General features: G+C 51.7%; 22 protein-coding genes and 6 tRNA genes. 4 read left to right on the top strand and 24 right to left on the bottom strand.

Features of this window, described 5'->3' with window-relative positions; genetic code table 11:
- The first annotated feature begins 47 nt into the window (after positions 1-47).
- Positions 48-1,589, top strand: a complete 1,542-nt coding sequence (locus EDM58_RS02235) for a PucR family transcriptional regulator (RefSeq protein ID WP_122911867.1) — start codon at positions 48-50, stop codon at positions 1,587-1,589.
- Between the two features lie 16 nt (positions 1,590-1,605).
- Here the strand turns inward: EDM58_RS02235 and ablB are convergent, their stop codons facing one another.
- Complete coding sequence (ablB, locus tag EDM58_RS02230) at positions 1,606-2,454, bottom strand: putative beta-lysine N-acetyltransferase (protein ID WP_246000484.1); 849 nt, start codon at positions 2,452-2,454, stop codon at positions 1,606-1,608.
- Positions 2,455-2,631: 177 nt separating this feature from the next.
- On the opposite strand from ablB, the gene yjcZ reads away from it, so the two are divergent.
- Together yjcZ and EDM58_RS02220 are read left to right on the top strand one after the other, a co-directional pair.
- Entirely contained in the window at positions 2,632-2,715 is an 84-nt protein-coding gene (gene yjcZ / locus EDM58_RS26510; protein ID WP_122911866.1) for a sporulation protein YjcZ, read from the top strand.
- 94 nt (positions 2,716-2,809) lie between these two features.
- Entirely contained in the window at positions 2,810-3,553 is a 744-nt protein-coding gene (locus tag EDM58_RS02220; protein ID WP_122911865.1) for a glycerophosphodiester phosphodiesterase, read from the top strand.
- A 47-nt stretch (positions 3,554-3,600) separates the two neighbouring features.
- On the opposite strand, the gene mnmL is transcribed toward EDM58_RS02220, so the two are convergent.
- The 9 genes from mnmL to EDM58_RS02175 all read right to left on the bottom strand — a co-directional run bounded on the left by mnmL (position 3,601) and on the right by EDM58_RS02175 (position 7,376).
- Positions 3,601-4,572, bottom strand: coding sequence for a tRNA modification radical SAM protein MnmL/YtqA (gene mnmL / locus EDM58_RS02215; protein WP_122911864.1), 972 nt, complete (start codon positions 4,570-4,572; stop codon positions 3,601-3,603).
- A 291-nt stretch (positions 4,573-4,863) separates the two neighbouring features.
- Complete coding sequence (locus EDM58_RS02210) at positions 4,864-5,631, bottom strand: tetratricopeptide repeat protein (protein ID WP_122911863.1); 768 nt, start codon at positions 5,629-5,631, stop codon at positions 4,864-4,866.
- Positions 5,632-5,888: 257 nt separating this feature from the next.
- A complete protein-coding gene (locus EDM58_RS02205) occupies positions 5,889-6,632 on the bottom strand; it encodes a hypothetical protein (protein ID WP_122911862.1) in 744 nt (247 codons plus the stop codon).
- A 196-nt stretch (positions 6,633-6,828) separates the two neighbouring features.
- A tRNA-Arg gene (locus EDM58_RS02200) sits at positions 6,829-6,905 on the bottom strand.
- A gap of 4 nt (positions 6,906-6,909) precedes the next feature.
- Positions 6,910-6,983 (bottom strand) — tRNA-Cys (locus EDM58_RS02195).
- A gap of 6 nt (positions 6,984-6,989) precedes the next feature.
- Positions 6,990-7,065 (bottom strand) — tRNA-His (locus tag EDM58_RS02190).
- Between the two features lie 24 nt (positions 7,066-7,089).
- A tRNA-Trp gene (locus EDM58_RS02185) sits at positions 7,090-7,163 on the bottom strand.
- A gap of 1 nt (position 7,164) precedes the next feature.
- A tRNA-Met gene (locus tag EDM58_RS02180) sits at positions 7,165-7,241 on the bottom strand.
- 44 nt (positions 7,242-7,285) lie between these two features.
- Positions 7,286-7,376: transfer RNA gene (locus EDM58_RS02175), tRNA-Ser, on the bottom strand.
- A 159-nt stretch (positions 7,377-7,535) separates the two neighbouring features.
- Here EDM58_RS02175 and EDM58_RS02170 point away from each other — a divergent pair.
- Positions 7,536-8,225, top strand: a complete 690-nt coding sequence (locus tag EDM58_RS02170; RefSeq protein WP_342768957.1) for an endonuclease/exonuclease/phosphatase family protein — start codon at positions 7,536-7,538, stop codon at positions 8,223-8,225.
- Here the strand turns inward: EDM58_RS02170 and EDM58_RS02165 are convergent.
- The 14 genes from EDM58_RS02165 to glyQ all read right to left on the bottom strand — a co-directional run bounded on the left by EDM58_RS02165 (position 8,173) and on the right by glyQ (position 25,674).
- Positions 8,173-9,657, bottom strand: a complete 1,485-nt coding sequence (locus EDM58_RS02165) for an alkaline phosphatase family protein (RefSeq protein ID WP_246000505.1) — start codon at positions 9,655-9,657, stop codon at positions 8,173-8,175. The genes EDM58_RS02170 and EDM58_RS02165 overlap by 53 nt on opposite strands.
- A gap of 138 nt (positions 9,658-9,795) precedes the next feature.
- Entirely contained in the window at positions 9,796-11,295 is a 1,500-nt protein-coding gene (locus EDM58_RS02160) for a S41 family peptidase (protein ID WP_122911860.1), read from the bottom strand.
- Positions 11,292-13,301 (bottom strand): S-layer homology domain-containing protein, encoded by a 2,010-nt coding sequence (locus tag EDM58_RS02155; protein WP_122911859.1) that lies wholly within the window; start codon positions 13,299-13,301, stop codon positions 11,292-11,294. Before EDM58_RS02155 ends, EDM58_RS02160 begins: the two co-directional genes overlap by 4 nt.
- 55 nt (positions 13,302-13,356) lie before the next feature.
- Positions 13,357-14,472, bottom strand: coding sequence for a Nif3-like dinuclear metal center hexameric protein (locus EDM58_RS02150; RefSeq protein ID WP_122911858.1), 1,116 nt, complete (start codon positions 14,470-14,472; stop codon positions 13,357-13,359).
- Positions 14,448-15,182, bottom strand: a complete 735-nt coding sequence (locus EDM58_RS02145; protein WP_122911857.1) for a tRNA (adenine(22)-N(1))-methyltransferase — start codon at positions 15,180-15,182, stop codon at positions 14,448-14,450. Before EDM58_RS02145 ends, EDM58_RS02150 begins: the two co-directional genes overlap by 25 nt.
- A 135-nt stretch (positions 15,183-15,317) precedes the next feature.
- Positions 15,318-16,460: an acyl-CoA dehydrogenase gene (locus tag EDM58_RS02140; RefSeq protein WP_122911856.1), complete on the bottom strand. Its 1,143-nt coding sequence runs from the start codon at positions 16,458-16,460 to the stop codon at positions 15,318-15,320.
- Positions 16,461-16,603: 143 nt separating this feature from the next.
- The gene (locus tag EDM58_RS25600) at positions 16,604-16,768 is read right to left on the bottom strand and encodes a hypothetical protein (protein ID WP_183187380.1); all 165 of its coding nucleotides are present in this window, start codon (positions 16,766-16,768) and stop codon (positions 16,604-16,606) included.
- A gap of 26 nt (positions 16,769-16,794) precedes the next feature.
- Positions 16,795-17,721, bottom strand: a complete 927-nt coding sequence (locus EDM58_RS02135) for a hypothetical protein (protein WP_122911855.1) — start codon at positions 17,719-17,721, stop codon at positions 16,795-16,797.
- Between the two features lie 93 nt (positions 17,722-17,814).
- Positions 17,815-18,939, bottom strand: coding sequence for an RNA polymerase sigma factor RpoD (gene rpoD, locus EDM58_RS02130; protein ID WP_122911854.1), 1,125 nt, complete (start codon positions 18,937-18,939; stop codon positions 17,815-17,817).
- 34 nt (positions 18,940-18,973) lie between these two features.
- Entirely contained in the window at positions 18,974-20,842 is a 1,869-nt protein-coding gene (dnaG, locus tag EDM58_RS02125) for a DNA primase (protein WP_122911853.1), read from the bottom strand.
- Positions 20,843-21,038: 196 nt separating this feature from the next.
- A complete protein-coding gene (locus tag EDM58_RS02120) occupies positions 21,039-21,875 on the bottom strand; it encodes a pyruvate, water dikinase regulatory protein (RefSeq protein WP_122911852.1) in 837 nt (278 codons plus the stop codon).
- Positions 21,876-21,886: 11 nt separating this feature from the next.
- Positions 21,887-22,525: a transcriptional regulator CcpN gene (gene ccpN / locus EDM58_RS02115; protein ID WP_031305375.1), complete on the bottom strand. Its 639-nt coding sequence runs from the start codon at positions 22,523-22,525 to the stop codon at positions 21,887-21,889.
- A 166-nt stretch (positions 22,526-22,691) separates the two neighbouring features.
- Complete coding sequence (gene glyS / locus EDM58_RS02110; protein ID WP_122911851.1) at positions 22,692-24,761, bottom strand: glycine--tRNA ligase subunit beta; 2,070 nt, start codon at positions 24,759-24,761, stop codon at positions 22,692-22,694.
- Entirely contained in the window at positions 24,754-25,674 is a 921-nt protein-coding gene (gene glyQ, locus EDM58_RS02105) for a glycine--tRNA ligase subunit alpha (RefSeq protein ID WP_122911850.1), read from the bottom strand. Before glyQ ends, glyS begins: the two co-directional genes overlap by 8 nt.
- Between the last annotated feature and the right edge of the window lie 39 nt (positions 25,675-25,713).

Raw genomic sequence — 25,713 nt, 5'->3', positions numbered from 1 at the left:
TCTTTTGTACATTTTGTATAAAGAGATTGTGGAGGGGGAAGTTGTGCATGTCGATTACCATACGCGAAGCCTTGCAGCTCCCGGATATGGTACAGACGAAGCTCATCGCCGGAGCAGGCGGATTAGACCATCCGATCCGTTGGGTCACCATTGTCGAAGTGCTGGAAGACGCCAGCCGCCTGCAGGAAGGCGAATTTTTGATTACGACCGGGTTTGGTCTGGACGGCGATCCCAAGCGCCTTGCCTCCTTTATCCCCTCACTTGCCCGTCAAAAGCTGAGCGGAGTCGCCATTCATACCGGATTTTATCTGCGCGAAATCCCGCAGGAATTTATCCGGCAGGCTGACTTGTACCGTCTTCCTTTGATCGAAATCCCAGTGGAAATCAATTTTTCCACGATTACCAAGGCGATCCTTCAGCCAATCGTCAACCGGCAATTTGAAACACTCGCCTACTCACAGGCGATTCACAACCAGATGATCGAAGCAGCGTTGTCCAAAGGCGGATTGTCCGCCATCATCGAAGAGCTGGCAAAGCTGACTGGCGGGGCTGTGACCCTCGTGGATGCCTTGGGGTTTGAAGTCGTGCAGCATGGACCTCGGAGCAGCGAACGAACAGGAGAGGAAAAAGAGAGCGCGCACGCCGTATCGATACGAGCCAGCCGCGAACATTTCGGCAGCCTGACACTGTCCAAGCCCAAGCATCTGTGGAAGGAGCTGGATGACGTCGCATTGCAGCATGCCGCCACCCTGTGTGCGCTGGAGTATGTAAAAGAACGCGCCGTCTCTGCTACAGAATGGCGGTTAAAGGGAGATTTCGTGGAAGAATTGCTGAGCGGCAAGGAAATGAACGAGGCGGAGTTGGAGAGCCGTTGCCGCATGCTGGGCTATCCCCTGCAAGGCAGACATTTGGTGGCGGCTGTCCGGGTAAACGGGAATGATAGGGATTCGAGCGAGCTGCATCAGAACGCTATCACGCTCATGCGGCGTCTCTGCGACCGGCAGAAGCGTTCTTATCTTTTGCGCGAGCGTCCCCATTGCCTGTTTTTTGTCCTGCCGGACGAGCGGACAAGCCTGCTGCTTTTGCAGCAATTGGCTTCCCGCTGGGAACAGCTCTATCCAGACCAGGTGATGCATATCGGGGTGAGCAATCCCTGCGATCCGCTTCCCCGCGTAGACCGAGCGGCAGAAGAAGCCTTGTTCGCGCTCCAGGCGTACCCGGTTCTCGCTGCTCCCCCAGCCTTCCTGCGATACAGCGAAATGCGAGGCTATCAGTTTCTCTTTCCTTACCATCGCAGCCAGGAGAGTCTGATGGCATTGTGGCGCCCTCTGCTCGACCCGTTGATCCGCTACGACACCAAACACAACATGCAGCTGCTGGAGACACTGGACGCCTATCTACGCCACAATGGCAACGGGCTGCAGACATCTCAGGCTTTGTACATTCATCGGCATACGCTCAAATACCGGATAACCCAGATTGAAGAGAAAACGGGCTGCAGTCTGGAAGATGCCCATCAGCGCTGGCAGCTTCATCTCGCGTTGATGGCGCGACGTCTCCAGCAGCATCTGTATCCCCCATCCCTGTAGCCCGAGGTCCCGATTGTTATTCTTTTGTAGGCCGAAGCGCTTTCACCCAAATATTCATGTCTTCAAAGCCTGAGTAAATCGTACAGTTGTTAATCAGCCTTCCGCGGTATTGATACCCCATTTTGGCAGCTGTCACATTCATGCCTGCAGATTGGGCACGGGTCAACGTGTACAAATAGTAGATTCCCTGCTGCTCCATCATCTGCTCCAACTCAGCAAAAAGGGGTTGGAGCAGGCCTTTTCCAGCATGGTCTGGATGGGTGGCACAATCTGTCAGCTCGGCTGATCCGAAACGCTTGGATACCTCCGCGGAGGCTGCACAAGCGATCTTCCCCTCATGCTCCACGACTACATAGCGGGTACCCTCCTTCATCGTCTCGCGAATGTAGACGGGGTCGTCCATCGGGGTCGGATACGTGGCAAATACCAGCTTGTACAGCCTTGCCAGTTCCTCCGCATCAGCCTCGGTCGCCTCGCGCATGCTGTACGCTGCGGGCAATTCCTTCTTTTCGCCATCCCCAGCCTTGGACAAGCTAAGAGTCAAGTATTCATCTGCAAGCTCGGGAGCAGCTGAGTTCGCCCGCTCCTCGCTCAAGTAGCGAGTGAGCATATGGGCATGTTCTCCATGAAAAAAGCCCTCAATGGTCCCTTCCAGTCGATATCCGAGCGCTTGCCACTTCTCTATGTCTGCCTTTTTCCCGTACACGATTACTTTGGTCGCATCCATCTGGACTGCTTGCTCGCGCAGCATCACGTCCAGTTCGTTAATCTGCAGCGGATCGTATACGTGAAGCTTTACTCGTCTATTCTGCTGATCGAGTATCAAATCTCCATTATTTACCATATTTTGGATTTCGATATTCATCTCAAGCTCCCCTCCCGACTTCTCTTTCTTTTATTGTAGCGCAACAGCCGTTTTCGTCATCCGCCAATCTGTACAATGAACGGCTTCTTCATATTAGGTAGAAGCCGAGTGCCATTCTTCATTTTAATCATAGAATAAGGAAAGGGAGAGGTTGATTCGGGAAGGAGGGGGTTTGTTATGAGCAGCAGCAACAACGATTTTACTCTGATATTGGTCCTGTTTGTCCTTCTGGTGATTGTTCTCGTTGCGTGTAATAACTGACGGATTGGCACAGCCCCTCTGCTGTAGTCGTAAAGAGGGGCTTTTTACATATGCATGTAAAGAGGCAAACTTGCATGAAAGGAGGAAGCCTCGCATGCCGCCCATTATCTATGCCCATCGCGGCGCTTCCGGCCAATATCCGGAAAACACCATGGAAGCTTTCCAAGCCGCCGTGAAGAAACGAGCACACGGCATTGAACTGGACGTCCAATTGACCAAGGATGACAAACTAGCCGTCATTCACGATCATATTCTGGATCGGACCACAAGCGGCAGCGGATTCGTACGGAATCATACGATGGAAGAACTGAGAAAATACCGTGCTGATAAAGATTCCTCCCTGCATCTCCCGAGAGCGAGAATTCCTGCGCTGCGGGAGGTTTTCCAGCGCTTCGCACAAAGTCCGATCCGCTTCAGCATCGAAATGAAAAACCTGCTGTTTCCCCAACCGCAACTGGAGGAAAAATTGATCGAAATGATACGGCGATTCCAGCTGACGGAACGAACGGTGATTTCCTCGTTCAACTTCGACAGCCTGTCCAGAATCAAAGAGCTCGATCCATTTCAGTCAACGGCGCTACTGTACGTGGGTGCGCTCAAGTCTCCATGGGAGATCGCGACCCGCTATCAGGCCGATGAGCTTCACGTGCCGTACGATCAACTGTCACCGGAGTTGGTCGCACAAGCCCACGCGCATGATTACCCGGTTATCGTCTGGACCGTCAACAGCGAGGGCGAAATCCGGGAATCACTCGCAATGGGGGTAGACGGGATCATAACCAACTATCCCGGCAGGGCCCGAAAAGTATGGAAAAGCCTGCGCCTGAATGAAAAATAGCCTTTCCGCTTACCCGCTACAGGTAAGCAGAAAGGCTATCGGCTGGTTTACTTGGCGTCAGGGACATAAAACTTGCCTTGCCATGTATTGCGGCGCTTCAACTCGGCGTCGATGCCGTTGAGCACCTCCCATTTTTTACGGCTCCACATGGGTCCGATCAGCAAATCCGGAGGGCCGTCACCGGTGACCCGATGTACAATCATCTCCGGCGGCAGAATCTCCAGGGTGTCGGCGACCAGGCTGGTATACTCCTCTTGGGAGAGAAATTCGAGCAGGCCCGCCTCGTATTGCTTAACCATCGGCGTCTTGCGCAAGAGATGGAGCAGGTGAATCTTGATCCCTTGCACGTCGAGATGCGCCACTGCATTCGCTGTCTGCATCATCTCTTCGCGGCTTTCTTGCGGCAGCCCGTAAATAATATGGGAGCAGATGCGGATATTGTGCTTGCGCAGCTTTTCCACCGCATCCACATAGCATTGGTAATCATGCGCCCGATTGATCAATTGAGCGGTGTGCTCATGGATCGTTTGCAGTCCCAGCTCTACCCACAGATACGTGCGCTCATTCAACTCTGCCAGGTACTCGACGACATCGTCAGGCAGACAATCGGGGCGGGTCGCGATGGAAAGACCGACAACGCCTTCCTGTTTCAAGATCACTTCATACATCTCGCGCAATTCATCGACCGGCGCGTAGGTGTTGGTATACGCTTGAAAAAAGCCAAGGTACTTGGCATTCGGCCATTTTTCGTGCATCCGGTTCTTCACGTCGTGAAACTGCCGCTCCAAATCCATGCGGCGATCGCCGGCGAAATCTCCTGAGCCTCTGGCACTGCAGAAGGTGCAGCCTCCTGTCGCTACCTTGCCATCCCGGTTGGGGCAGCTAAACCCGCCGTCCAGCGGAACCTTGAAGATTTTCTCCTGAAACGTCTCACGAAGATGGTAGTTCCATGTATGGTATCGTTTGTCTCCCCACATGAGTGGAGTATCGCAGCTTGTTTGGTTGGTTGCTGTATTCATTCGTTTACTCCCTCCTCGCGGCTGTCCTGTCTGTCGCATCTCACGAGATCTGCTTCCAGCCGCTTCGGGTGATTCAGGGGCAGTCCCTTGGCACCCGGGTATTCATTCATGTTTGACCATCAAGTCATTATACCAAACCAACGATCCTGTAATCCAGTTAAAATCGGAGGAAAGATGGGCAAGGAATGGCATTGCACAGCCGTGCAGCCGGCGGAATTGCAAATGAAAACCCCCTGCATACGAAGCATTGCAGGAGGCTTGCAGATTGGGTGATTCATTCCAAAATGGTTTTTATTTGAATCGGCTCAAGTTTTTTTGTGCTAACTGATTCTCTGGGTTGAGCTCGACGGCTTTTTGGAAAGCCTCTTTTGCCTTCTCTTTGTTGCCGGTAGCCTCATAGCAGATACCGATCAGGTTCATCCCATTTGACTTTTCTTTATTGTCGGCAGCGGACTCCACGTATTTTGTTGCAAGCGGGATCGCGTCTTCATATCGCTTCATTTTTACATAGGAAGCGGCTAGTCCGTAATTCGCAGGATAAAAAGAGGGATCTCGTTTGAGAACATCCTCGAACCGGGCCGCTGCTTTTGCAGGGTCAAGTGCCTTGCCTGCGCTTCCGTTCAAATACATGGCTCCGATCTTGGCCTGCCGATCCACGATCAAGGCGGCGTAATCTCCTTCAGCCTTTACCTTCCACTCGCCATCTTCTGCGACGACAGTGCGTTTGACGGTGGTGTCTTTATCCTTTTCATCCATGTAGTCATGCCGATTCTCTACGACATCGAACACGACAGTATCGCCTTTCTTTTCGACTTGCGTGATTTCCACCTTGTTTAATCGAGTAATATCTGCGTCTAGTTCCATGAACAGGATAAAGTCGTCTCTTTTCGTAACCTTCTTGTCAGCTTCCGAAAGATATGCGTATGCGAAATTATATTCCTCATTGATGATACGTGTATAGTATTTTTCAAGCGTCTCTTTCGGATCGCCCTTCGGAGAGCATCCGACGATTGTGGCGATTATTGCAAGTATTAAAAATGTTAGTGTGACTCGTCTCATAGCGCACCCCTTCTTTTTTTACTTGAAAAAAAATAACATCCTTTGCACTCCATCCTTTCATCGAGTACGTAGGAAGTTCCATATTCCTTCTATGTTGAAATCGCACATCCCTTTACATCGCTTTTTAGTATACGTTCTCTTCCGCTGTCAGTCAAATTTTTAACGGGGCATCAAGGCTTCTCGATCGGACCTGTATGAGACAAAAAACCCGCCTCCCGGAAATTCTCCGATAAGCGGGCCATTCATCCCCCTATTTTCTATTGCTCCACGACCGTTATTTTGGCAGAAAGATAGACGTGTTCACTCTTGCCGTCTTCCTCATAGTCGATTCCGTAATAAATCTTGTATATCCCCGGCTTTCCTGCTACAAATGAAGACACTTCCTTGCGATACCCGTCCTCGTCCGGTAAATGTACTACGTTTTTAGTCAATGTATAATACCCTGTATCCCCGTCCGCATTCCAGCCTGTTTCGGCTTTTCGCCCTTTCGAGTGCTTCCCGATCAACAACAATTCTTCCCCGACTTTGATGGTCGCTTCTGATGGGCTTAGAGAAAGTGTTTTTGTAGATTTTATCGTTACTCTTTTTGATTGATATCCGATCCATAACTTTCCTGAATCATCTTGCAGTTTAATTATATAACTGACTAGAATGGTACCTTCGGTGTCTGGTGCTGTAATTTTTCCTTTCACTTTGTATGCCTTTTTCGTTGACGTAAGAACATATCTCAATCGCACATTTTCAAAATCAATATCAGCTTCAACTGAACCCTTTACATATGATCCAACTCTCTTTGTTTCGGCCGTAAACTCAATGATTTCTCCAGGGGAATACTCCTCTTTGTTAAACTTGAGAGTGGTTTCAGCCAGGTCATTAATAACCTCTGGCAATGGAGTGACCTCTTCATCTTTCTTCTGAGATGTATCTGATTCTGCCAGAGTTGCGGGAGCAAAATGAAAGAGAGTAACGAAAACAAGCATGAGGATAAATAATTGTCTCATGACAGCCTCCTCTTCCTTTTATTCTCTATATTATCATAAAATTTCCAATTGAAAAGATAAAGAGAAACGCCCCAGTAACGGGTTTGCTCACGTTACTGGGGCGTTTTAGTCGGTCATCATTCCATAAAAAATCCCGGCTCGCACTCAATGAATTTCATCGAGTACAAGGGGGATCCCGTTGAACTATTGTTTGCAATGGCGTCCCAGGAGAGATTCGAACTCCCGACCGACGGCTTAGAAGGCCGTTGCTCTATCCAGCTGAGCTACTGGGACAAGTTGGAGGGAGTACCCGGATTTGAACCGGGGGTGAAGGTTTTGCAGACCCGTGCCTTACCACTTGGCTATACTCCCGCAATATGGGGCGATCGATGGGACTTGAACCCACGAGTGCCGGAGCCACAATCCGGTGCGTTAACCCCTTCGCCACGACCGCCATGCATCAGATATAAATGTTCGTTGGCAGGGGCAGTAGGAATCGAACCCACGCCAAAGGTTTTGGAGACCTTTGTTCTACCGTTAAACTATGCCCCTGTGGTAGCGGTGGAGGGGCTCGAACCCCCGACCTTTCGGGTATGAACCGAACGCTCTAGCCAGCTGAGCTACGCCGCCATAACAAAGAAAAAACCATTCTCTTCTCATGTGCAAATAAGAAATGGCGGAGAGTGAGGGATTCGAACCCTCGCTACGCTTGCGCATACTAACGGTTTAGCAAACCGTCCCCTTCGGCCTCTTGGGTAACTCTCCGAATGAAAAGGATTTTTTATTCAATAATGCTGTCGCTTCACGCAGAGGCGACGATTTTTAATATAGCATAGGCTAAAACGAAAAGCAACAGGAAATGCTAAATAATTAGTGGTTCTTACCATTTGCCATGATCCATGTCACACTATTCAAGGATACAAGATGATACGTGTAATCAGCTACAATATCCATAGCGGCCGCGACCTATTCTGGCGCAATCGCCTGGTCCAAATGGCCAGGACGCTCCTCGCCCTGGATGCCGACATCATCTGTCTGCAGGAGGTCCACGAAAACAGCAAATACGGCTATCAGGCGCAATATTTGTCCGAACAGCTTTCGTATGCGCTGGCATTCTCCCCCTCTATTGCTCTGGCGGGTGGCTTTTACGGCAATGCCCTGCTCACGCGCCTGCCCATCAAGGAATCCGGAAGCATTTTCTTGCCGGCGAAACGCGAACAAAGGACGCTGCTTTCCGCTACACTCCTCTGGCAGGAGCACGAAATACGCGTCTGGAATACCCATTGCAGCCTGCAAGCAGGGAGCCGTGCCATGCAAGTGCAGCAGTTGAGGTCGATGGCAGCAGACCATCCCGAGACTCCCCTCCTTTTGTTCGGGGACTTCAACACGACGAATGTAAGCTTCGCTCCATTCCTCATAGACTGCGCGCGGGAGATGGGCAAGGAGGGAGTACCTACCCTGCCTGCCTTCCGCCGACGCCTGGATTATATTTTCGCTTCCCCGCATTGGCAGGTGCTGCGCTATACACTCTCCCCTGTGGCCTGGTCCGACCATCTCCCCGTCATAGTGGAACTAGATCTGCGTCCTGGAAGACCTGCAGCTCCTGCAAAATAAAGGCCTTCACATCGACTAGCCGTGCCGGTACTGCAAAGGGCTGCGATGCCCCCGCGATGACCAACGGGATCAGGGAATCCTGCTTGTGCAAGGAACCGTGGCTTCCACCTCCGAGATGCGATGGGGACACTTCTGAAATAAATTGATAACCGGGAGCTGCCGTTACCGCTACAACAGATGCTTCCTGGGAAAAAAGAGCACCGTACAAACGTGAAAACGCATCCGGATAGGTGTCAAAATGGATTTGCCCAGCTCGTACGACCACATCCAGGATGCGATGCTCCCCTTGCATACCCCAGGAGACTTGATAGATATCGGTATACTCTCCCTCGCGCCAAAAGCGAAGCTCCTGCTCGCTGCCTCCTCGCCGCACGGCCACCCGATCCCCGTCCTTCCAGGCGATGAGATCGATGCGGGAATCGACGCTGACCTTTTCAACGATCTTTTGCGCGGTGCACTTGCCAACGGGGTACAAAAAAGACATGCGCTCGTTATTGCAGATCACCACGTCTTCCGCATCTGTAATTTCAGTTCCCAGACGGTGAATGCCCAGTCCGGACAGAAGTGGTTCGAGGTGAATATTGTGGTCTTCACTCTCCCCGATCAGGGTTTGCCCGTGGTCACTGATGAGCATGATGACATTGCGCTCCAGAACCTGCTCCCAAGAGTCGTAGCTATCGAGAAAGCGAACCAGCTCCCTGTCGACGTCTGCCAGATGCTGGATGGCATCCTGCGGCGTCTTGTGCAGCTTGTGATCATTATTCGGCATATACACCAAGGTGAAATGAGGCTGTTTTCCGCTTTTGATTACCTCGATCAGAACATCGATCGCATGCTGGTCATTGATTCCGTAACTGTCCAGTGCCGTTTGGGCAAAATTCCAGACAATCGGCCGAAAGATCCCTGGGCGGACCAGCGTTCCCAAGCTCATAATCGCAGGTCCGCTCACCGACTTCTCCTTCAGTTGAAAGCCTGTCAGAGCTTCCAGAACAGGAGGCAAATCGATTTTGTGCTGCTTATGTCCCCGATGGGCAATGACATTGATCGAGCCCGATACGAGTTTGTTCTCTTCCAATACTTCATGAATCGTCTTCACTTCCCGGCTGAGATGCCGCTCATTGAGATCAAACAAGACATTGCGGGCACAGTGTGCGATTCCGATTCTTTGTACGGGCATGGACCCGTTGATGTAATTGATCATTTTCTTTTCCCGCGGATCGTACCAGACCAGTCCTGGGACCTTGTGCCGATCCGGATAGGCGCCTGTGATCAACGAACAGTCGATGGATGCGGTCATGGTTGGGAAGACGGTTACACAATCCGGTATGTATTGTCCTTCGCCCACCAAAAACTGCATTCCCGGCGCTTGGTTGGCAGCGATGCAGCGCTCTAGCACATCTGGCATCATGGAGTCAATGAGGAATAAAATCACCTTTTTCAACCTTCTGCCACCCTTCATCCGTAATCGTTATCCTGCAGATAGGGTTTGATTGTGGACTGCATGCTATTCACAAACATCACGAAGAAGCCCCCGTTCCCGGTCGGAAGGAGGGCTGATTTCTATTGATTTTTAGTTTTGTGTATACAAAAGCGTGAATGTTCCATCCGCTTCTTTAGCCAGCGAGAGATTTTTGTGTGCTTCAAGGTAGGGCGCGAGCAACACATACTCCTCTTGGCTTGCCTCTAGGTCGAGCAAATGAGTCAAAACGGCGGAGCGAATCTGCAATCCTTTTTCATCCTCTTTGAACAGCGGATGGACAGTTGGGAAAGAGACGCCATTTACGACTGTATCTCCATCTTGATCGCCTAATTTCCATCTTTTTACACCCAACGATTGTAGAGCTTCGACGACTTGGGCCGCATCGTCTTCCACCAACATATCCGGCGTAAGTCCCACATGATTGACAACTGTGTGCTTCGGTGTGAAATATTCATTCAAGGTCAGTTTGAGCGCATCCCCTTCGGATAGCGGAATGACCTGCTGCGCGCTCCCCTTGCCGTACGTCTTGGTTCCCACCAATTTGGCGATCTCGTGGTCTCGCAAGGATCCTGCCAGCAGTTCCGAAGCGGAAGCCGACCCTCCATTTACCAGAATTCGTACCGGAATGCCGATTGAATTGCCGTTGCGAACCCATGTCTCCACTTCTACGCCATTGCGATTGGTGGTGTACATGAGCAGGCCTTCCTCCATGAAGAGACTGGCAATATCTCTTGCTGCCGTCAAATAGCCTCCGCCATTGTCCCGAAGATCAAGAATAAGTCCTTTCAACGGTTTGCCCGTACGTGCAAAGGCAGCTAACTGATCGCGCATTTGATAGGCACCGTCCGATCCAAATGTCTCCAGACGGATGTAACCAATCGGCTCCTCGTCAAACAGCTTTCCTTCCGCTTCCGGCAAGGTGAGCATCGCACGCTTCAAACGAACTTGCAGCTCTCTTTTTTCCGAGGCGCGATAGATCGTCAGCAGCGCCTCGCTGCCTTCCTCACCCCGCAGATACGCATACGCTTCCTCGAAGCTTTTTTCTTGCAGGGAAATATCGTCTACTCCGATGATTTGGTCCCCTCTTTGCAATTCGGAAGCGGCAGCGGGCGACTCTGGTATGATATCGCGAATGATAAAGGCCCCGTTTTGCAACCGCAAACGAAAACCAAATCCGACAAACTCGTTTTCCACACTGGATTGAAAAAGCCGAAGCTCATCTACAGTGAAAAACACGCTATGTGGATCGTCGAGGCTTTCCAGCATCCCCTCAATTGCCCAGCGATTCAGTGTCGTCGCATCCAGTCCTGGCTTGCGCTCCCATTCTTCCAGCCTTCTCTTCAAATCCCCAATGGTGCTATCACTGGTGGAATAGAGCAGCTTTACCTGTTTCTCTTCATCTGCAAGCGTGCTTGCATACTTCAAAGCTCCCTGCACCAACTGATTCTCGTTAGGCTTGCTGAGATGGCTCTCCATGACATGATGGAACACTTCCTCCGTCTCGACAAATGTAGGCTGATTCGCAAAGACAGGAAGGGCAGCGCTTAGAAACAAAACGACCGTCAGGAAAATTTGCGTGATTCTTTTCATCGACCCACCTCATTTTTTACCTTCTCCGGAATCGTTACCTTTACCTTGGCAGTATAGTCGTAAAAATCAGTACCCGAGTAGGCCACATATTCCTGGTTCTCATACAGTTCCTCATACCGCCATATATGCTGAACCAAATTTTTGCTTTCGCGGTCTATGTAGTACTTGTTGATATACAGCGGTGCGGCCTTGATTTTCCCTTTTCCCAGCGAAGCCCCTCGCGATTTTTCTTCCAGGGCTGTGCGCGGAATCCATTCGGTGATGACGTCGTAGCGTCCAAACGTTTGCTTGTAGTACCGGGCATTCCAATCACTCAAGCGTTCCTTGATGCTGATCGTCGCCACCCATTCATGCAGAAAGTCCCTTTTTTTCGTACGACCGCTTACCCACTTCTCGGACTCCGAATCATAGGTGTAATGACGTTCAGCCTTCTCATCGGTGTAGGACTCCATTTTGTCCAAAATCGGTTTGTAGGGTGATTGGTAATAACCAGTGGTTCGGCTGGCTTTTCGTTCCCGGTCGATGTCTTGCGTATACTTGAAGAGGTACCCGCTCAACACCGATTCCCCTTTTACCTGAACGGTAGATGCTGACTCCATCTTGCGCAGGCTGTAGGCCAGGTCGAGAGCGATCTTGGACTGCTCTTTCAGCGAATCGAGATCCTGCCGCAGCAGCTTCACCAGTTGGATCATGCGTGTGTCTTTATGGTACGGCTTGATCGATGCGACCAGCTCCTGCGCTTCATCCAGTCGGTCTTGCCGCGTCAGATAGTACACAGCGTTGATCAGCGCTTCGTGGTTCTCTGCTGCAAAAGAACGATAGCTCGCCAAAGCGTCCTCGATCTTCTCTCCCTTCACATCCAAAGCAGCGAGATAGAGTGTCAAGGCTTCCCATTCCTCAGAGCCTTTTTTCACCTTCTCCAGATAACGAGCCAAGCGTTCTTGGACCTCGCCATACACCTTTGGTTTCTTGCTGCCCATCTGCAAAGAGATATCGTAGACGTTGGCACACAAAAGGCGCAAGGTATCCGGCAAGATCATTTTGTCGGCGAAGTAGGCGTCAATTGCCAGAAATGCCTCGTCTAGATTGCCGGCAAATTCTTGGGTCGGGTCCCAGCTCAGATAATAGTGAACCCCGATCTGATTTGGGAAAGAAGTGCTGCCCAATTTCCGCAAGACCTGATAGGTTTCCTCTCCGTCCATCTGGTTGACAATCGCGTTCACAGCGTCGAAGTAAGCTTGTTCGTCAGGCGTCTTCTGCTCGGTGTAGTGGGCAAATAACGGAAAGATATCCTGAATCTCTGGAACCATCGGAAACTTCTGGCTGTCGTAATCCAACAAGGGCAAGATCTGGTCCTGGAGCAAAAAGTCGATCAGGCGGTCCGCTGCCGCAGCAGCTTCACCGCGCTTCAGCTTGTCGTTCTTCTCTCCCTCCAGCCAGCCCCATGCCTTGACTTCGTCCCATGCCTTGGCGCTGTCTGTTGCCGCCGTGTAAAGGGCCAACAGCTTAGCGGCCTCTTCCTGGCTGATCGCTTGAGTCGGGTTCATCTTCTCCCCTGGAAAAACCTCCTGAATCGCGCCAGGCCCGTACAATCGGTCCAACAGATAGGACACGCGCAAAATCGGACGGTACCACCATGTCAGGCGATCCACATCCTTGTATGGCAGATAAGGCTCGTCAAAGCCTTCTCCTTTGGATAGCTGCGCGTGTTCGGACAGGAAGGTCAGGGGATAGATCGTATACTGCCCGCCATTGTTGTACAGCCGATCAAGCATGGCCAAAAATTCGGCACGCGTCATTTCCCGATTGGGATAAAAATGCGGGACATTGGTTCCAGCGGCAAACAGGCCTGCCTCAACGCCGCGAACAATCGAACCGCGAGCCCAGTGCTTGCTGATATCATCGTAGGGAAGAAAGCCCCCAGCAGCCGAAGCGAAGCCGGGGGTGATCATCAGCATGCTTGTCACCAGTAAGCCGCATAGGGACCTCTTGATTTGTTTTCGCACTTGCAATCCTCCTACTTTCAGGTGGAGACAAAAATTTCTACCGCCTTCCCGATCCTTAGACAAATTGGAATGGATCTGTGTGAACACGGGAGGCGATGACTTCAGTCTCATAGCCGTTCTCTTTCAATCGTTCCAGCAGGTAAGCAGCGAGCTTTTCCTTCATGACTTTTTCGATGTTGTGACCGGCATCGATGATGGACAATCCCTCTGCCTGGGCATCGTGGGCGGTATGGTAGCCGATATCACCCGTCAGATAGGCATCAGCTCCGCGGAAGATCGCCTTGGAAGCAAAGGAACTCCCATCGCCGCCGACAACTGCCACTTTTTTGATCGTGCCATCCAGGTCTCCCACTACGCGAACGCCTTGCAGCGAAAAACGTTCCTTGACCAGCTCTGCCAATTCTCGCAAAGTCAGCGGCTGCGGCAGATGGCCGATCCGCCCGATTCCGTAGCCTGTACCCGGCAGATCGAGTGGAATCAGGTCATATGCCACTTCCTCGTAGGGGTGAGCAGCCATCATCGCCTTTACAACCGCAGATTGACGCGATGCGGGCAGGACCAGCTCCATGCGAACCTCCTCGACTCGCTCCAGCTTGCCCTCGGCGCCGATAAAGGGCTGTGTCCCTTCGCCAGGCATAAAGGTGCCGATTCCTTCTACCTGAAATGAACAATGTCCATAATTGCCTACGGAGCCTGCTCCAGCTTGGCATACCGCCTGAAAGACAGACTCGCGATGGCTTTTCGGGACATAGACAACCAACTTTTTCCACGCATCGCGATAAAGCACATCCAGCACTTCCACATCGACGAGCCCGATCGCTTCTGCCAGCCAATCGTTCATCCCGCCGACCGCTACATCCAGATTGGTGTGCGCCGTGTATACCGCGATATCATGCTTGAGCAGCTTTTCAAAAACACGTCCAGCGGCAAGATCCGTCCGGATGTTTTTCAAAGGGCGATAAATCACAGCATGGTGAGCTACGATCAAGTCGACGCCCTCGGCAATCGCTTCATCTACTACCGATTCCAGCACATCGAGCGCTACCATGACTTTTTTAACCTTTTTTTGCAGCGTCCCTACGTGCAAGCCGATCTTGTCTCCTTCCATCGCCATGGCTTTCGGAGCCAAACCTTCAACGTATTGAATTACTGTTTGTCCATGTGCAAGCATGTCAACACCCCATCTATCCAATCGATTTCACTTTCAATCTGCTTGATCCGCTCCTGGGCCTGCGGCTTGTCGGAGCGCTCCAGCTGTGTGCGCACCTTCTGCCATTTTTCCCGCTCTTGCCCCCATTTCTCGCGTAATAGAGGCTCTTTTCGCTCCCAGAGGAGCGGTCCGATTCTCAGCAGCTCCTCCATCGATCTGTCCTTGTTCGCATACGGCGCGTGTGTCTCGCCGGGTTCGGCTACGAGGATTTCGTAAAGGATGCCGTCTTCCTTCAATATCGACTCGGCAACCAGCTCCCAGCCGTTCTCTACAAACCAGCGGCGGACCAGCTCCTCTCCGACGTTGGGCTGAAGGATGAGCCTTTTTACACCTTGTAGCCGCTCTTTGCCGTTTTCCAAAATCGAAACGATCAACTGTCCCCCCATGCCGGCGATACAAACGGCATCGACCTCGCCGGGTTGGACAACCGAAAGTCCGTCTCCTTTTCTGACTGTAGCCCGGTCCCGCGCCTGCAGGGTATGTATTTGCTTCAAGGCCGCCTGATAAGGCCCCTCGTTTAATTCACTGGCAATCACATAGCTCGCAATGTCCTCCACAAGCAAATAAGAAGCCAACAACGCATGATCCGACCCGATGTCGGCCACGCGGGCTCCTCTCGGACAATAGCTGGCTATCGTTTTCAAACGCTCTGAAATGGCTGTAAATGTCATCTTCAATTTCCACCTTCCATAGCCACTATTTTACTCTATTTGCCCGAAATTGCCCAACGCTAAATCCCCTCTTTTCATCATCAACATACGACAAAATCCCCGCCAATTCATGGCAGGGACTTGTTTGTGTGTCTTTTAGGAACAGCCGATTTCTCTCGCAATCACATTGCGCAGGATCTCGGACGTACCCTCGCCGATTTCCAGCAGCCTGGCGTCACGGAAAAAGCGCTCTACCTGGTATTCGCGCATATACCCGTAACCCCCATGGATCTGAATGGCCTGGTGCGTCGCCGACATCGCAACCTCGGAAGCGTATAGCTTGGCCATTGCCGCCTCCTTCGTAAAGCTCCTGCCCTGCTCTTTCAGCCATGCCGCCTTGTAGACCATGCTGCGGGCAAGCTCGATTTGCATCGCCATGTCGGCAAGCTTGTGCTGTATCGCCTGGAAGTGGCTTAGCGTATTGCCAAAAGCAGTCCGTTGCTTGGCGTATTGCAGCGCTTTCTCGTAAGCTGCCTGAGCAATTCCGACAGCCATCGCCCCAATCCCGATCCTGCCTCCATCCAGCGTGATCAGGAACTGCTTGAAACCCTCTCCCTGAACGCCGAGGATATTTTCCTCCGGTACCCGCACATTTTCCAGGACAAGCTCCGTTGTGTTGGAGCTGTGCAGGCCCAGCTTCTCGTAATTCGCCAGTACCGTAAAGCCAGGGGCGTCAGTCGGCACGATAAACGCTGTGATGCCGCGCGACCCTTTTTCTTTTTCTGTCACCGCCGTCAAGGCCAGGAAGGAAGCATACGAGGCGTTGGTAATAAAGCATTTGGAACCGTTGATCACCCATTCCTGATCATGGCGTACAGCCGTTGTTTTCGTTCCTCCTGCATCCGACCCTGCATTGGGCTCCGTCAATCCAAACGCTCCCATGCTCTCCCCGCTGCAGATTTTCGTCAAGTATTTTCGCTTTTGCTCCTCTGTCCCAAACAGGTGAATCGGCGCGCCTCCAAGCGAAATGTGGGCTGAATAGGTAATGCCAGTCGAGCCGCACGCCCGGCTTAATTCCTCCACCACAATGGCAAAGCTGATCGCATCAGCGCCAGCACCCCCGTATTCCTCAGGAAAAGGAAGGCCCATCACATTCAAGTCCGCCAGTTGACGAAAAATTTCGACAGGGAACTGCTTGGTTTTGTCCCGCTCATCCGCTCCCGGTGCCACGACTTCGTCGGCGAACTCTCGCATGACCTTTTTCAACATTTGTTGTTCGGATGTCAAATCGAAGTTCATCTTCACCCCTCCATGTAAACGCTTTACAGCTTGCTGGACATGATGTTGGTCATTTCGACTGAGCGTTTGTTCAGAATTCTAAAAACCATTATACACCATCGTTTGCCAGATGTGTTGTATTTTCCAAAAGAAAAAACACGTCTTTATTTTCGACGTGTTCCGATAATCATCGCTCCCAAAAAGGAGACCGCTGCCAATATATATCCTGCATTGTAGGTCGGGACCGACAAGACCTTCAACACCGTTTCTGCTGCCAGCAGAATACCGGTAAGGACAACCCCGAGCAATACCCACCACTTGCTATCCACTTCTGTCACCTCTAGTATCATTCTCGTTACAATCTCAGCCAGGCATACCAGTATCCCCGGGTGAGGAAAAAGAACGCGGATGCCAAAAACACCTTGATGAACAGCAAAAGCTGAATCAAATCCCGCTGTGCCTCCGGTATGTAAAGAGACTGGATTTCCGCTCCAAAAAAGCAGAGCAGACCGCACATCGCAAAAACGCCCGCCCATTTCGGATTTGCCTGATGCATCATAAAGCCGACCCCTGTCAGCATGCAAGCCATAGGCACCCAGTACAGCTCGGCTTTCCACCAGCTATACGCTTCGCCTACCCGCTCTGTCGTTGCAACTCCGTATATCAGAGCCAATCCAAGCATACCGCAATACAGCAGGTACGTAAATCCAAAAACAAACGCGCTGGCGCATAACAGCACGCAAAGCAATCCCAGGTACATGAGGATCAAGGCAACAGAACCATCCAGTTTCTGGATGATATAGATTCCGCCTGCGACGAGAATCACAAAACATAAACCCAGGAAAAGGTGCGTCAGTGGCGGCGCAGAACGGCGAAGAGCGAATGCCAATATATAGAAAACCAGTGCGAAACAGGCAAAGATGGCAATTTGCATTGGGGTTTGAAAACGGTTAAAATGAAAAGCAAGCAAGATCAAACCAGCGATGACGAGGGCACCGAGAAGCCAGGCCATCACCATTTTTCCGGTGACAGGCGATACCTCCCGCCTTACATAGGCATATCCCGTATCTGCAGCGTTTCCTTTGCCCCATGCTGATCCTGACTGCGTCATCACCGCTTCTTTTCCACTTTTCCCTTGCTTTACGGGAGATGAGGGAGAGGCAGGTCGTTCCCCTTCCGTATAGAGATTCAAGAGGAAAATGCAGTAATGTTCAGGCAGCAGGTGATTTCGCCGCCAATTTTCGATCTCGGCTATAATGGTTCGCTTGCGCTGGTCGTCCAACGCTGCCCCTCCTTTTTATGACCCGCTTTCATCCGGGTCAAGAAAAAAGTAAAGCCTACGTCGGCTATACGTAGGCCACATAACATATATCGGTTATTCGAGGAAATCTTTTAAGCGTTTGCTTCTACTTGGATGACGAAGTTTTCGCAGGGCTTTCGCTTCAATTTGACGAATCCGCTCACGGGTTACGCCAAACACTTTCCCCACTTCTTCCAGCGTTCGTGTACGACCGTCATCCAGACCAAAACGCAAGCGCAGAACATTCTCTTCTCGATCTGTCAACGTATCCAGCACATCTTCCAGTTGCTCTTTCAACAACTCATAGGCTGCCGCATCGGATGGCTCCAATGCATCCTGATCTTCGATAAAGTCTCCCAGATGGGAATCGTCTTCTTCTCCGATCGGTGTTTCCAACGAGACAGGCTCCTGCGCGATTTTCATGATTTCGCGAACTTTTTCCGGCGTTAAATCCATTTTTTCCGCAATCTCTTCCGGCATCGGTTCTCTGCCCAATTCCTGCAAAAGCTGTCGTGATACCCGAATGAGCTTGTTGATCGTTTCCACCATATGCACCGGAATGCGGATCGTCCGTGCCTGATCGGCAATAGCACGCGTGATTGCCTGACGAATCCACCATGTGGCGTACGTACTGAATTTGAAGCCTTTTCGATAATCGAATTTCTCGACCGCCTTGATCAAGCCCATGTTCCCTTCCTGAATGAGATCCAGGAACAGCATGCCGCGGCCGACATAACGCTTGGCGATGGAGACGACGAGACGCAGGTTGGCTTCTGCCAGTCGGCGTTTCGCTTCCTCGTCACCCTGCTCAATACGCAGTGCCAATTTAATCTCTTCTTCAGCGGAAAGCAGAGGAACGCGACCAATTTCCTTCAGATACATGCGTACAGGGTCATTGATCTTGATTCCGGGTGGAACGGAGAGATCATCGAAGTCGAATTCTTCGTTGTCTTCGTCTTTCATCTGCATTTCATGCGGTTCATCATCGTCATCGCTTTCGTTGCTTATCTCAATCCCCTGGTCGCCCAGATATTCAAAAAACTCATCCATCTGATCTGAATCTTGTTCAAATCCTGCTAGGCGATCAGTAATTTCCTTGTACGACAACGCGCCTCTTTTCTTGCCTAATTCGACCAATTGTTCCTTCACTTGTTCGATGGACATTGCTTCCATGTCAGAAGTGATGTTTTGCTTGTTCATCTACTATCCCTCCTTCCCCGGGAATGATCGGAAGCTACCCTTCTTTTAAAGCATTTTCCAATGCAAGAATCTTCATCCCTGTAACGGCTGCTTGAATTTCCAGTTGTTTGCGCGCATCCTCGCTGTCCGCTGCGGTTGCTTGGAGGTGTAAGCTCCGCTGCTCTTCGCGCAATCGTTCCAACTCGGCACGCTTCGGGTAGTTATTCACTTGTTTGATGTAGTCGCCGATCTCCTGATCAGATACGTCTTCCTTGCACTCCATCATGGCCAATCCCGAGGCTAATTGCTTTAATGAATCGTCCTGCACATAATGTATAAACTTTCCGGGGTCCTCAGGGTTTCCCTCTGCGTAATAGGCGTACAAGTACGCGGCCAACGCATCGTGTTCGTCCACCTGAAAATGGGCGTTACACTCTTGTTGGACGCGAGTAGCGATCTCTTCGTTGCGCATCATGTAGTAAAGCAGCATGCGCTCCGCTGTGATGTATGCAGGCTGCAATGTTTTCGCGAGCGTAACTTTGCCATTATTTATACTATTATTCCATGCTGACGCTACTTTATCCCTTTGCTGTTCACTTTTTTGTTGCCTGTAAACCCGTTTGGACTCCCATTTCAAATCATTCAGGGAGAGAGAGTACTCTTCCGCCAATTGGCGTTGATACAAATCCCGTTCGACCGGGCTGTCCAGCTCGTTGATGATCTCCAGCGCCTTGGCAATCAAACCGGCCTTGTCTGTCTCATCGTGTATTACGTACTGGCTTCGCAAATGTTTCAGTCGAAACGCGGTAATCGGCATCGCCTGCAGCAAAACCTGCTGGGAGAAGGCCTCCGCTCCATGCTGCCGGATGTAGTCGTCCGGGTCCGTCCCTTGTGGCAAGGGGGCTACCCGCACTTTCAGACCGACTTTTTGCAAGATGTGAATTGCCTTGCTGGTCGCTTCCTGACCTGCTGCATCACCGTCGTAACACAGAACGATGGAATCCACATTGCGCCGGATGATCCGGGCCTGCTGTTCGGTCAATGCTGTCCCCAATGTGGCAATTCCCAGAGGAAAACCCGCCTGCCAAGCAGACACCACGTCTACATATCCTTCAAACAACAATGCCTGCTTTTTTTTTCTTATGTTTGGGCGGGCACGGTGCAAATTGAAAAGGGTGGCGCTTTTGTTGAACAGTGGACTTTCCGGGCTGTTCAGATACTTCGGTTGTGATTTGGCTTGCGAGGTATCCAGCAGCCTTCCGCCGAATCCAATGACATTTCCCTGGGTATCATGGATGGGGAACATGACACGGCCGCGGAAGCGATCAAAGATCTTGCCTGAATCGCTTTTGGCCAACAGTCCCGCTTCTACCATCACATCCAGCGAAAAATCTCTCTTGGACAGGAATTGGGTAAGGAAATCCCAGGAGTCCGGAGCGAAGCCAATTTGAAATTCAGCCAAGGTCTCAGCAGACATTCCGCGTCGGGTGAGATACTTCAACGCCTCTGCCCCGTAGGGGGTCTCCTTCAAGACGTACTGATACAGATTGGCGGCGAATTGATGCGCCTCCAGCATGACCTGTCTCAGTCTTTTCTCCGGTGAATCCTCTCCTTCATGACTTTGGAGCCTTGGCACCTCGATGCCTGCACGCTCCGCCAGCTTGTGCAGGGCTTCGGGGAACGTCAGCTGCTCGATATTCATTAAAAAGGAAAAGACATCCCCACCTGCTCCACAACCAAAGCAATGATAAAACTGTCTTTCAGCATTGACGTTGAAGGAAGGGCTCTTTTCTGAGTGAAACGGGCACAAGCCTAAATAGGCACGTCCGCTTTTTTTCAGTTGCACGTACTCTCCTACGACGTCAATGATGTCGACAGCGGTACGCACTTGATTGATCCATTCATCCGAAGTGTGACCAGCCATCTTTCATTCACCTCTTAAAGGAGAATCGCAGAATAAGTTATTCGTCAAAATTCGTCAATTTCCTTCTTAGGCGCACACTTCTTTTTACATTTCTACTTTGCCACATTTCTGCGAACGGTAAACGCTTGCCGCCATCCCCATTTCGCGTATGCTCATACTCATTTTCTACAAAAAACGTCAAATTCCTTCCTTTGACCTATTTTCGATCTTTGCGCAGTTTATTTTTCCGTATGATCTCCAGAATGATATTGGCCGTCTCCTCCACTGCCTTGTTGGAAACGTCAATGACCGGGCAGCCGAGTCGCTCGATAATCCGCTTGGAGTAGGCCAATTCTTCCTCGATGCGCTCCAGATTCGCATAGTTCGCCTGAGCGGTAAGTCCTAGGGCTTTTAGTCTCTCTGTGCGAATTCCATTCAACTGCTCCGGATTGATCGTCAGTCCGATACATCGTTCCGGAGGCAGCGCGAACAACTCCTCGGGCGGCTCCACCTCGGGTACGAGGGGTACATTGGCCACTTTCAGCCTTTTGTTTGCCAAATACATGGACAGCGGTGTCTTGGAGGTGCGCGAGACGCCGATCAGCACAACATCAGCCCGCAGCAGTCCCCGCGGATCGCGCCCATCATCGTATTTGACAGCGAACTCAATCGCGTCCACCTTGCGAAAATACTCTTCGTCCAGCCTGCGGACCAATCCCGGTTTCCCCGTCGGAGGTTCTTGCAGCATGTTCTGCAACGTCTGCATGACCGGTCCCATGACATCGATGGCCGGAATCCCGTAACGGGCAGCCTGTTCGATAATGTAGGAGTTGAGTTCCGGTACGACGATCGTGAAGACAATCATTGCCTTGGACTCTTTGGCTGACGCGATAATCTCGTCGATGGATTCTTTATCTTCAATGTACGGATACTTCTGTATGTCGATCACGAATCGGTCAAACTGACTGGCACCTGCGCGAACAACGAGTTCGGCTGTCTCGCCGATGGAGTCCGAGACCACATAGATGAGTTGTCCCTGTTGATTTTCTTGCATCGCTTCTCCTCCTACACTTTCGGTTCGCTGCCCAATTCCACGAATGCTTTGGCTATCGTGGTTTTCGTCACCCGTCCCGTCAATTCCATCATTCGCGGGTCCTCCGCGCTGGGATTGACGACCGGCAAGGAGTCAATCTGAAAATCGATCAGCTTCTTGGCAGCAGCGAACAATGTTTCCTCCGGTCCACAGGTAATGATATTAGGCATTCGCGACATGATGATGCTGACTGGCACATCCTCCAGCGTCTTGTTTCCGAGCGAGGCTCGAAGCAAATCCTTGCGCGAGACTACTCCCGCGAGATACCCCTTCTGGTTGACTACAAACAATGTGCCAACATCCTCGAGAAAAAGAGTGACGATGGCATCATAAGCGGAAGCCGATTCGGAAACCACGATCGGCACCGCTTTATAGTCCTTGACGTAAAGCTTGTGAAGCCGTTCACTAATGATCGAGCTTGCAGGTCTGCCGGCATAAAAATACCCGACCCGCGGCCTGGCTTCCAAATACCCGGACATCGTCAGGATAGAAAGATCAGGACGCAGGGTGGCTCGGGTCAGGTTGAGCCGATCCGCAATTTGCTCTCCGGTGATCGGTCCGTCATCCTTTACGATCTGTAAGATATGCTCTTGTCGCTTGGTAAGCTCGATGGTTAATCACCCCGGTTCTGTCCTGTTACCTTCTCCTAGTATTACTCTATTCGTGCAGGTTTTCCTTCTTTCGCTGTTAGAAAACTTGATTTCGACATACTTTTTTAGATGCCTGCAAAAAGGACCTCGCCTTCCACTTGACCGTGGAATTTGAGATCCTTTGTTATTAAGCAAAAACAAGTTTGGCAAAATCCGCGTAGCCAAAGATCAGTCTGGAGAGGCGAAGCAGCAAGCCCAAGCGGTTGGCGCGAACAGCCTGATCCTCCGCCATTACCATCACTTGGTCAAAGAAATTCTTGATCGGCTCGCGCAGTGTGCCCAGAGCCACCAGCACTTTCTCCTGATCATCCAGGCCTTCCGTTTCCTGCAGAACAGCGCGGTACGCCTGGAACAAATCGCGTTCTACCTGCTCGGCAAACAGATCTTCCTTCACTTCGTCGGCAGTCGCTTTTTGCGCCAGATTGTTGACGCGATTGAATTGTTCGACGATCAGCTTGAAATCCTCCGCAGCGACAGCGGCCATCAAAGCCTTCGCTTTTGCCAGCACGACAGGAACCAGCGTCAGATCGGCGGAAAGAACGGCATCCACCACGTCATAGCGAACCTCGTTTTCCTGCAAGACGTTCTTCAGGCGCAAGGCGAAGAAGTCGACCAGATCTTTTTTCACTTCATCTGCTGTGCGCTTGTTGACTCCCTGCTCGGCATAGGTCGCCAGAGCAGCATCCCAGAGCTGATCGAGGGACAAAGCCCAATCGCGCTCGATCAGGATAGAGACAATGCCTGCTGCCATGCGGCGCAGTCCGTACGGGTCCTGAGAGCCTGTCGGCACGATTCCGATTGCGAAGCAGCCCACGATGGTGTCGAGCTTGTCGGAAATGCTTACGATGGCGCCTTGCGCAGACTTAGGACTCTGGTCGCCGGCAAAACGCGGCAGATAATGCTCGAATACACCCCGTGCCACAACTTCACTCTCATTGGCTTTGCGGGCATAATCCTCTCCCATGATCCCTTGCAGCTCAGGAAATTCTCCGACCATGTTGGTCACGAGGTCAAACTTCGCGATCTCGGCGATCCGGTCGACCTGCTGTGCTTCCGCCGGGCTGATCTGCAGCTTCGCCCCGATCTGTGAGGCAGTCTTGCGGACGCGGCGCACCTTGTCCCCGATGGTTCCCAGCTCTTCATGGAAGACGATGGACTCCAGCCGTTTCAGGCAGCTTTCAATCGTCAGCTTCTGGTCTTCTTCATAGAAGAAGCGGGCATCGGAGAGACGGGCGCGAAGCACTTTCTCATTCCCTTTTGCCACATTTTCCAGCGCACGGCTGTCACCGTTGCGAACGGTCACAAAATGATTGAGTAGTTGCCCGCTCGAGTCTTCCACAGGAAAGTAGCGTTGGTGCTCGCGCATGGAGGTAACCAGAACTTCACGCGGAATCGACAGGAATTCTTCTTCGAAAGTCCCGTACAAGGCAGTCGGGTACTCGACGAGATGCACAACCTCATCCAGGAGTCCTTCGTCCATCGGAATCTTCCAGCCCTGCTCCTCTTCCATGCGGCGAATCTGCTCAACAATGGTGGCGCGGCGCTCATCAGGATTGACGACGACGTACTGCTGAGCCAGCTTGCTCACATATTCGCCTGGATGGGCAAGCTCCACTTCTTTACCCAAAAATCGATGTCCCCGTGTGACGCGGCCGCTGTACACACCCGCGATCTCCAGATCGATCAGCTCTTCCCCAAACAAGGCCACCATCCAGCGAATCGGACGGAGGTACTTCAGGTCATTTGCCCCCCAGCGCATGTTTTTCGGGAAGGTCATTCCGGCGATAGTGTCGCTCAGTTGTGGCAAAAGCTCCTGTGTTGCTTTCCCTGCCTCTGATTTGCGTGCATGGACGTATTCGACGCCGTTTACCTCTTTATAGTAAAGCTCTTCTACTGCAACTCCGTTGCTGCGCGCGAAGCCTTGTGCAGCCTTGGACCAGTTGCCTGCTTCGTCCTGGGCGATTTTGCGCGCCGGCCCTTTCGCCTCCTCATTGCGGTCCGGCTGCTTTTCTGCGAGTCCGCTGACCAGTACAGCAAAACGGCGAGGCGTCTCGTAGGAAGTAATCTGCTCATAAGGCAGCCGCTCCTGCGCCAGCCATTTCTCTACTTTCTCCTTGAACTGCTCGGCTGCCCCGGCGACGAACCGGGCAGGCATCTCTTCCAAACCAATCTCCAACAGCAAATCACGCTTACTCATGCGTACCCTCTCCTTTCGCCACAGCCTGGCTTGCTTTTCCTTTTTCCAAAAGCGGGAACCCAAGCCGCTCACGCTCTGCATAATAGGTTTGCGCTATTTCGCGGGACAGATTGCGGACACGGGCGATATAGCCGGTGCGCTCCGTCACGCTGATCGCTCCGCGAGCATCCAGCAGGTTGAAGGTATGGGAGCATTTCAGCACATAATCGTAAGCGGGGTAAACGAGACGCTCTTTCATCAGGCGCTTCGCTTCCGCCTCATAGGTGTTGTACAGATTGAACAGCATGTCCACGTCGGACAGCTCGAAGGTGTACTTGGAATGCTCGTACTCCGGCTGGAGGAAAACATCGCCATAGGTATAGCCGTTCACCCACTCCAGCTCGAATACATTTTCTTTCTCCTGAATGTAGGAAGCCAGCCGCTCCAGTCCATAGGTCAGCTCGACCGCCACAGGCTTGCACTCCAGCCCACCGACCTGCTGGAAGTAGGTAAACTGGGTGATCTCCATGCCATCCAGCCAAACCTCCCAGCCGAGTCCCCAAGCACCGAGTCCCGGATGCTCCCAGTTGTCCTCTACGAAGCGGATGTCATGCTCGAGCGGGTCGATGCCCAGCTCGCGCAAGCTGTCCAGATACAGCTCCTGGATATTGTCAGGCGAAGGCTTCATGATTACCTGGAATTGGTGATGCTGGTACAGGCGGTTGGGGTTTTCCCCGTAACGGCCGTCCGCCGGTCGACGGGAAGGCTCTACATAGGCCACATTCCACGGCTCTGGGCCGATCGAACGCAGAAACGTCATCGGGTTCAAGGTCCCCGCTCCCTTTTCTACGTCGTACGGCTGCACGATCAAACAGTTTTGCTTGGCCCAAAAATTTTGCAGCGTCAAAATGATGTCTTGAAACGTCATCTTCATGCTTTCGTCCTCCTCAAAGTAAAAAAACCTCCCGTCTCC

This window comes from Brevibacillus panacihumi, from assembly GCF_003710985.1.
Classification (GTDB): Bacteria; Bacillota; Bacilli; order Brevibacillales; family Brevibacillaceae; genus Brevibacillus; species Brevibacillus panacihumi.
The sequence above is the reverse complement of the archived record's forward strand: the minus strand, read 5'-3'. Positions and strand labels throughout refer to the sequence as shown.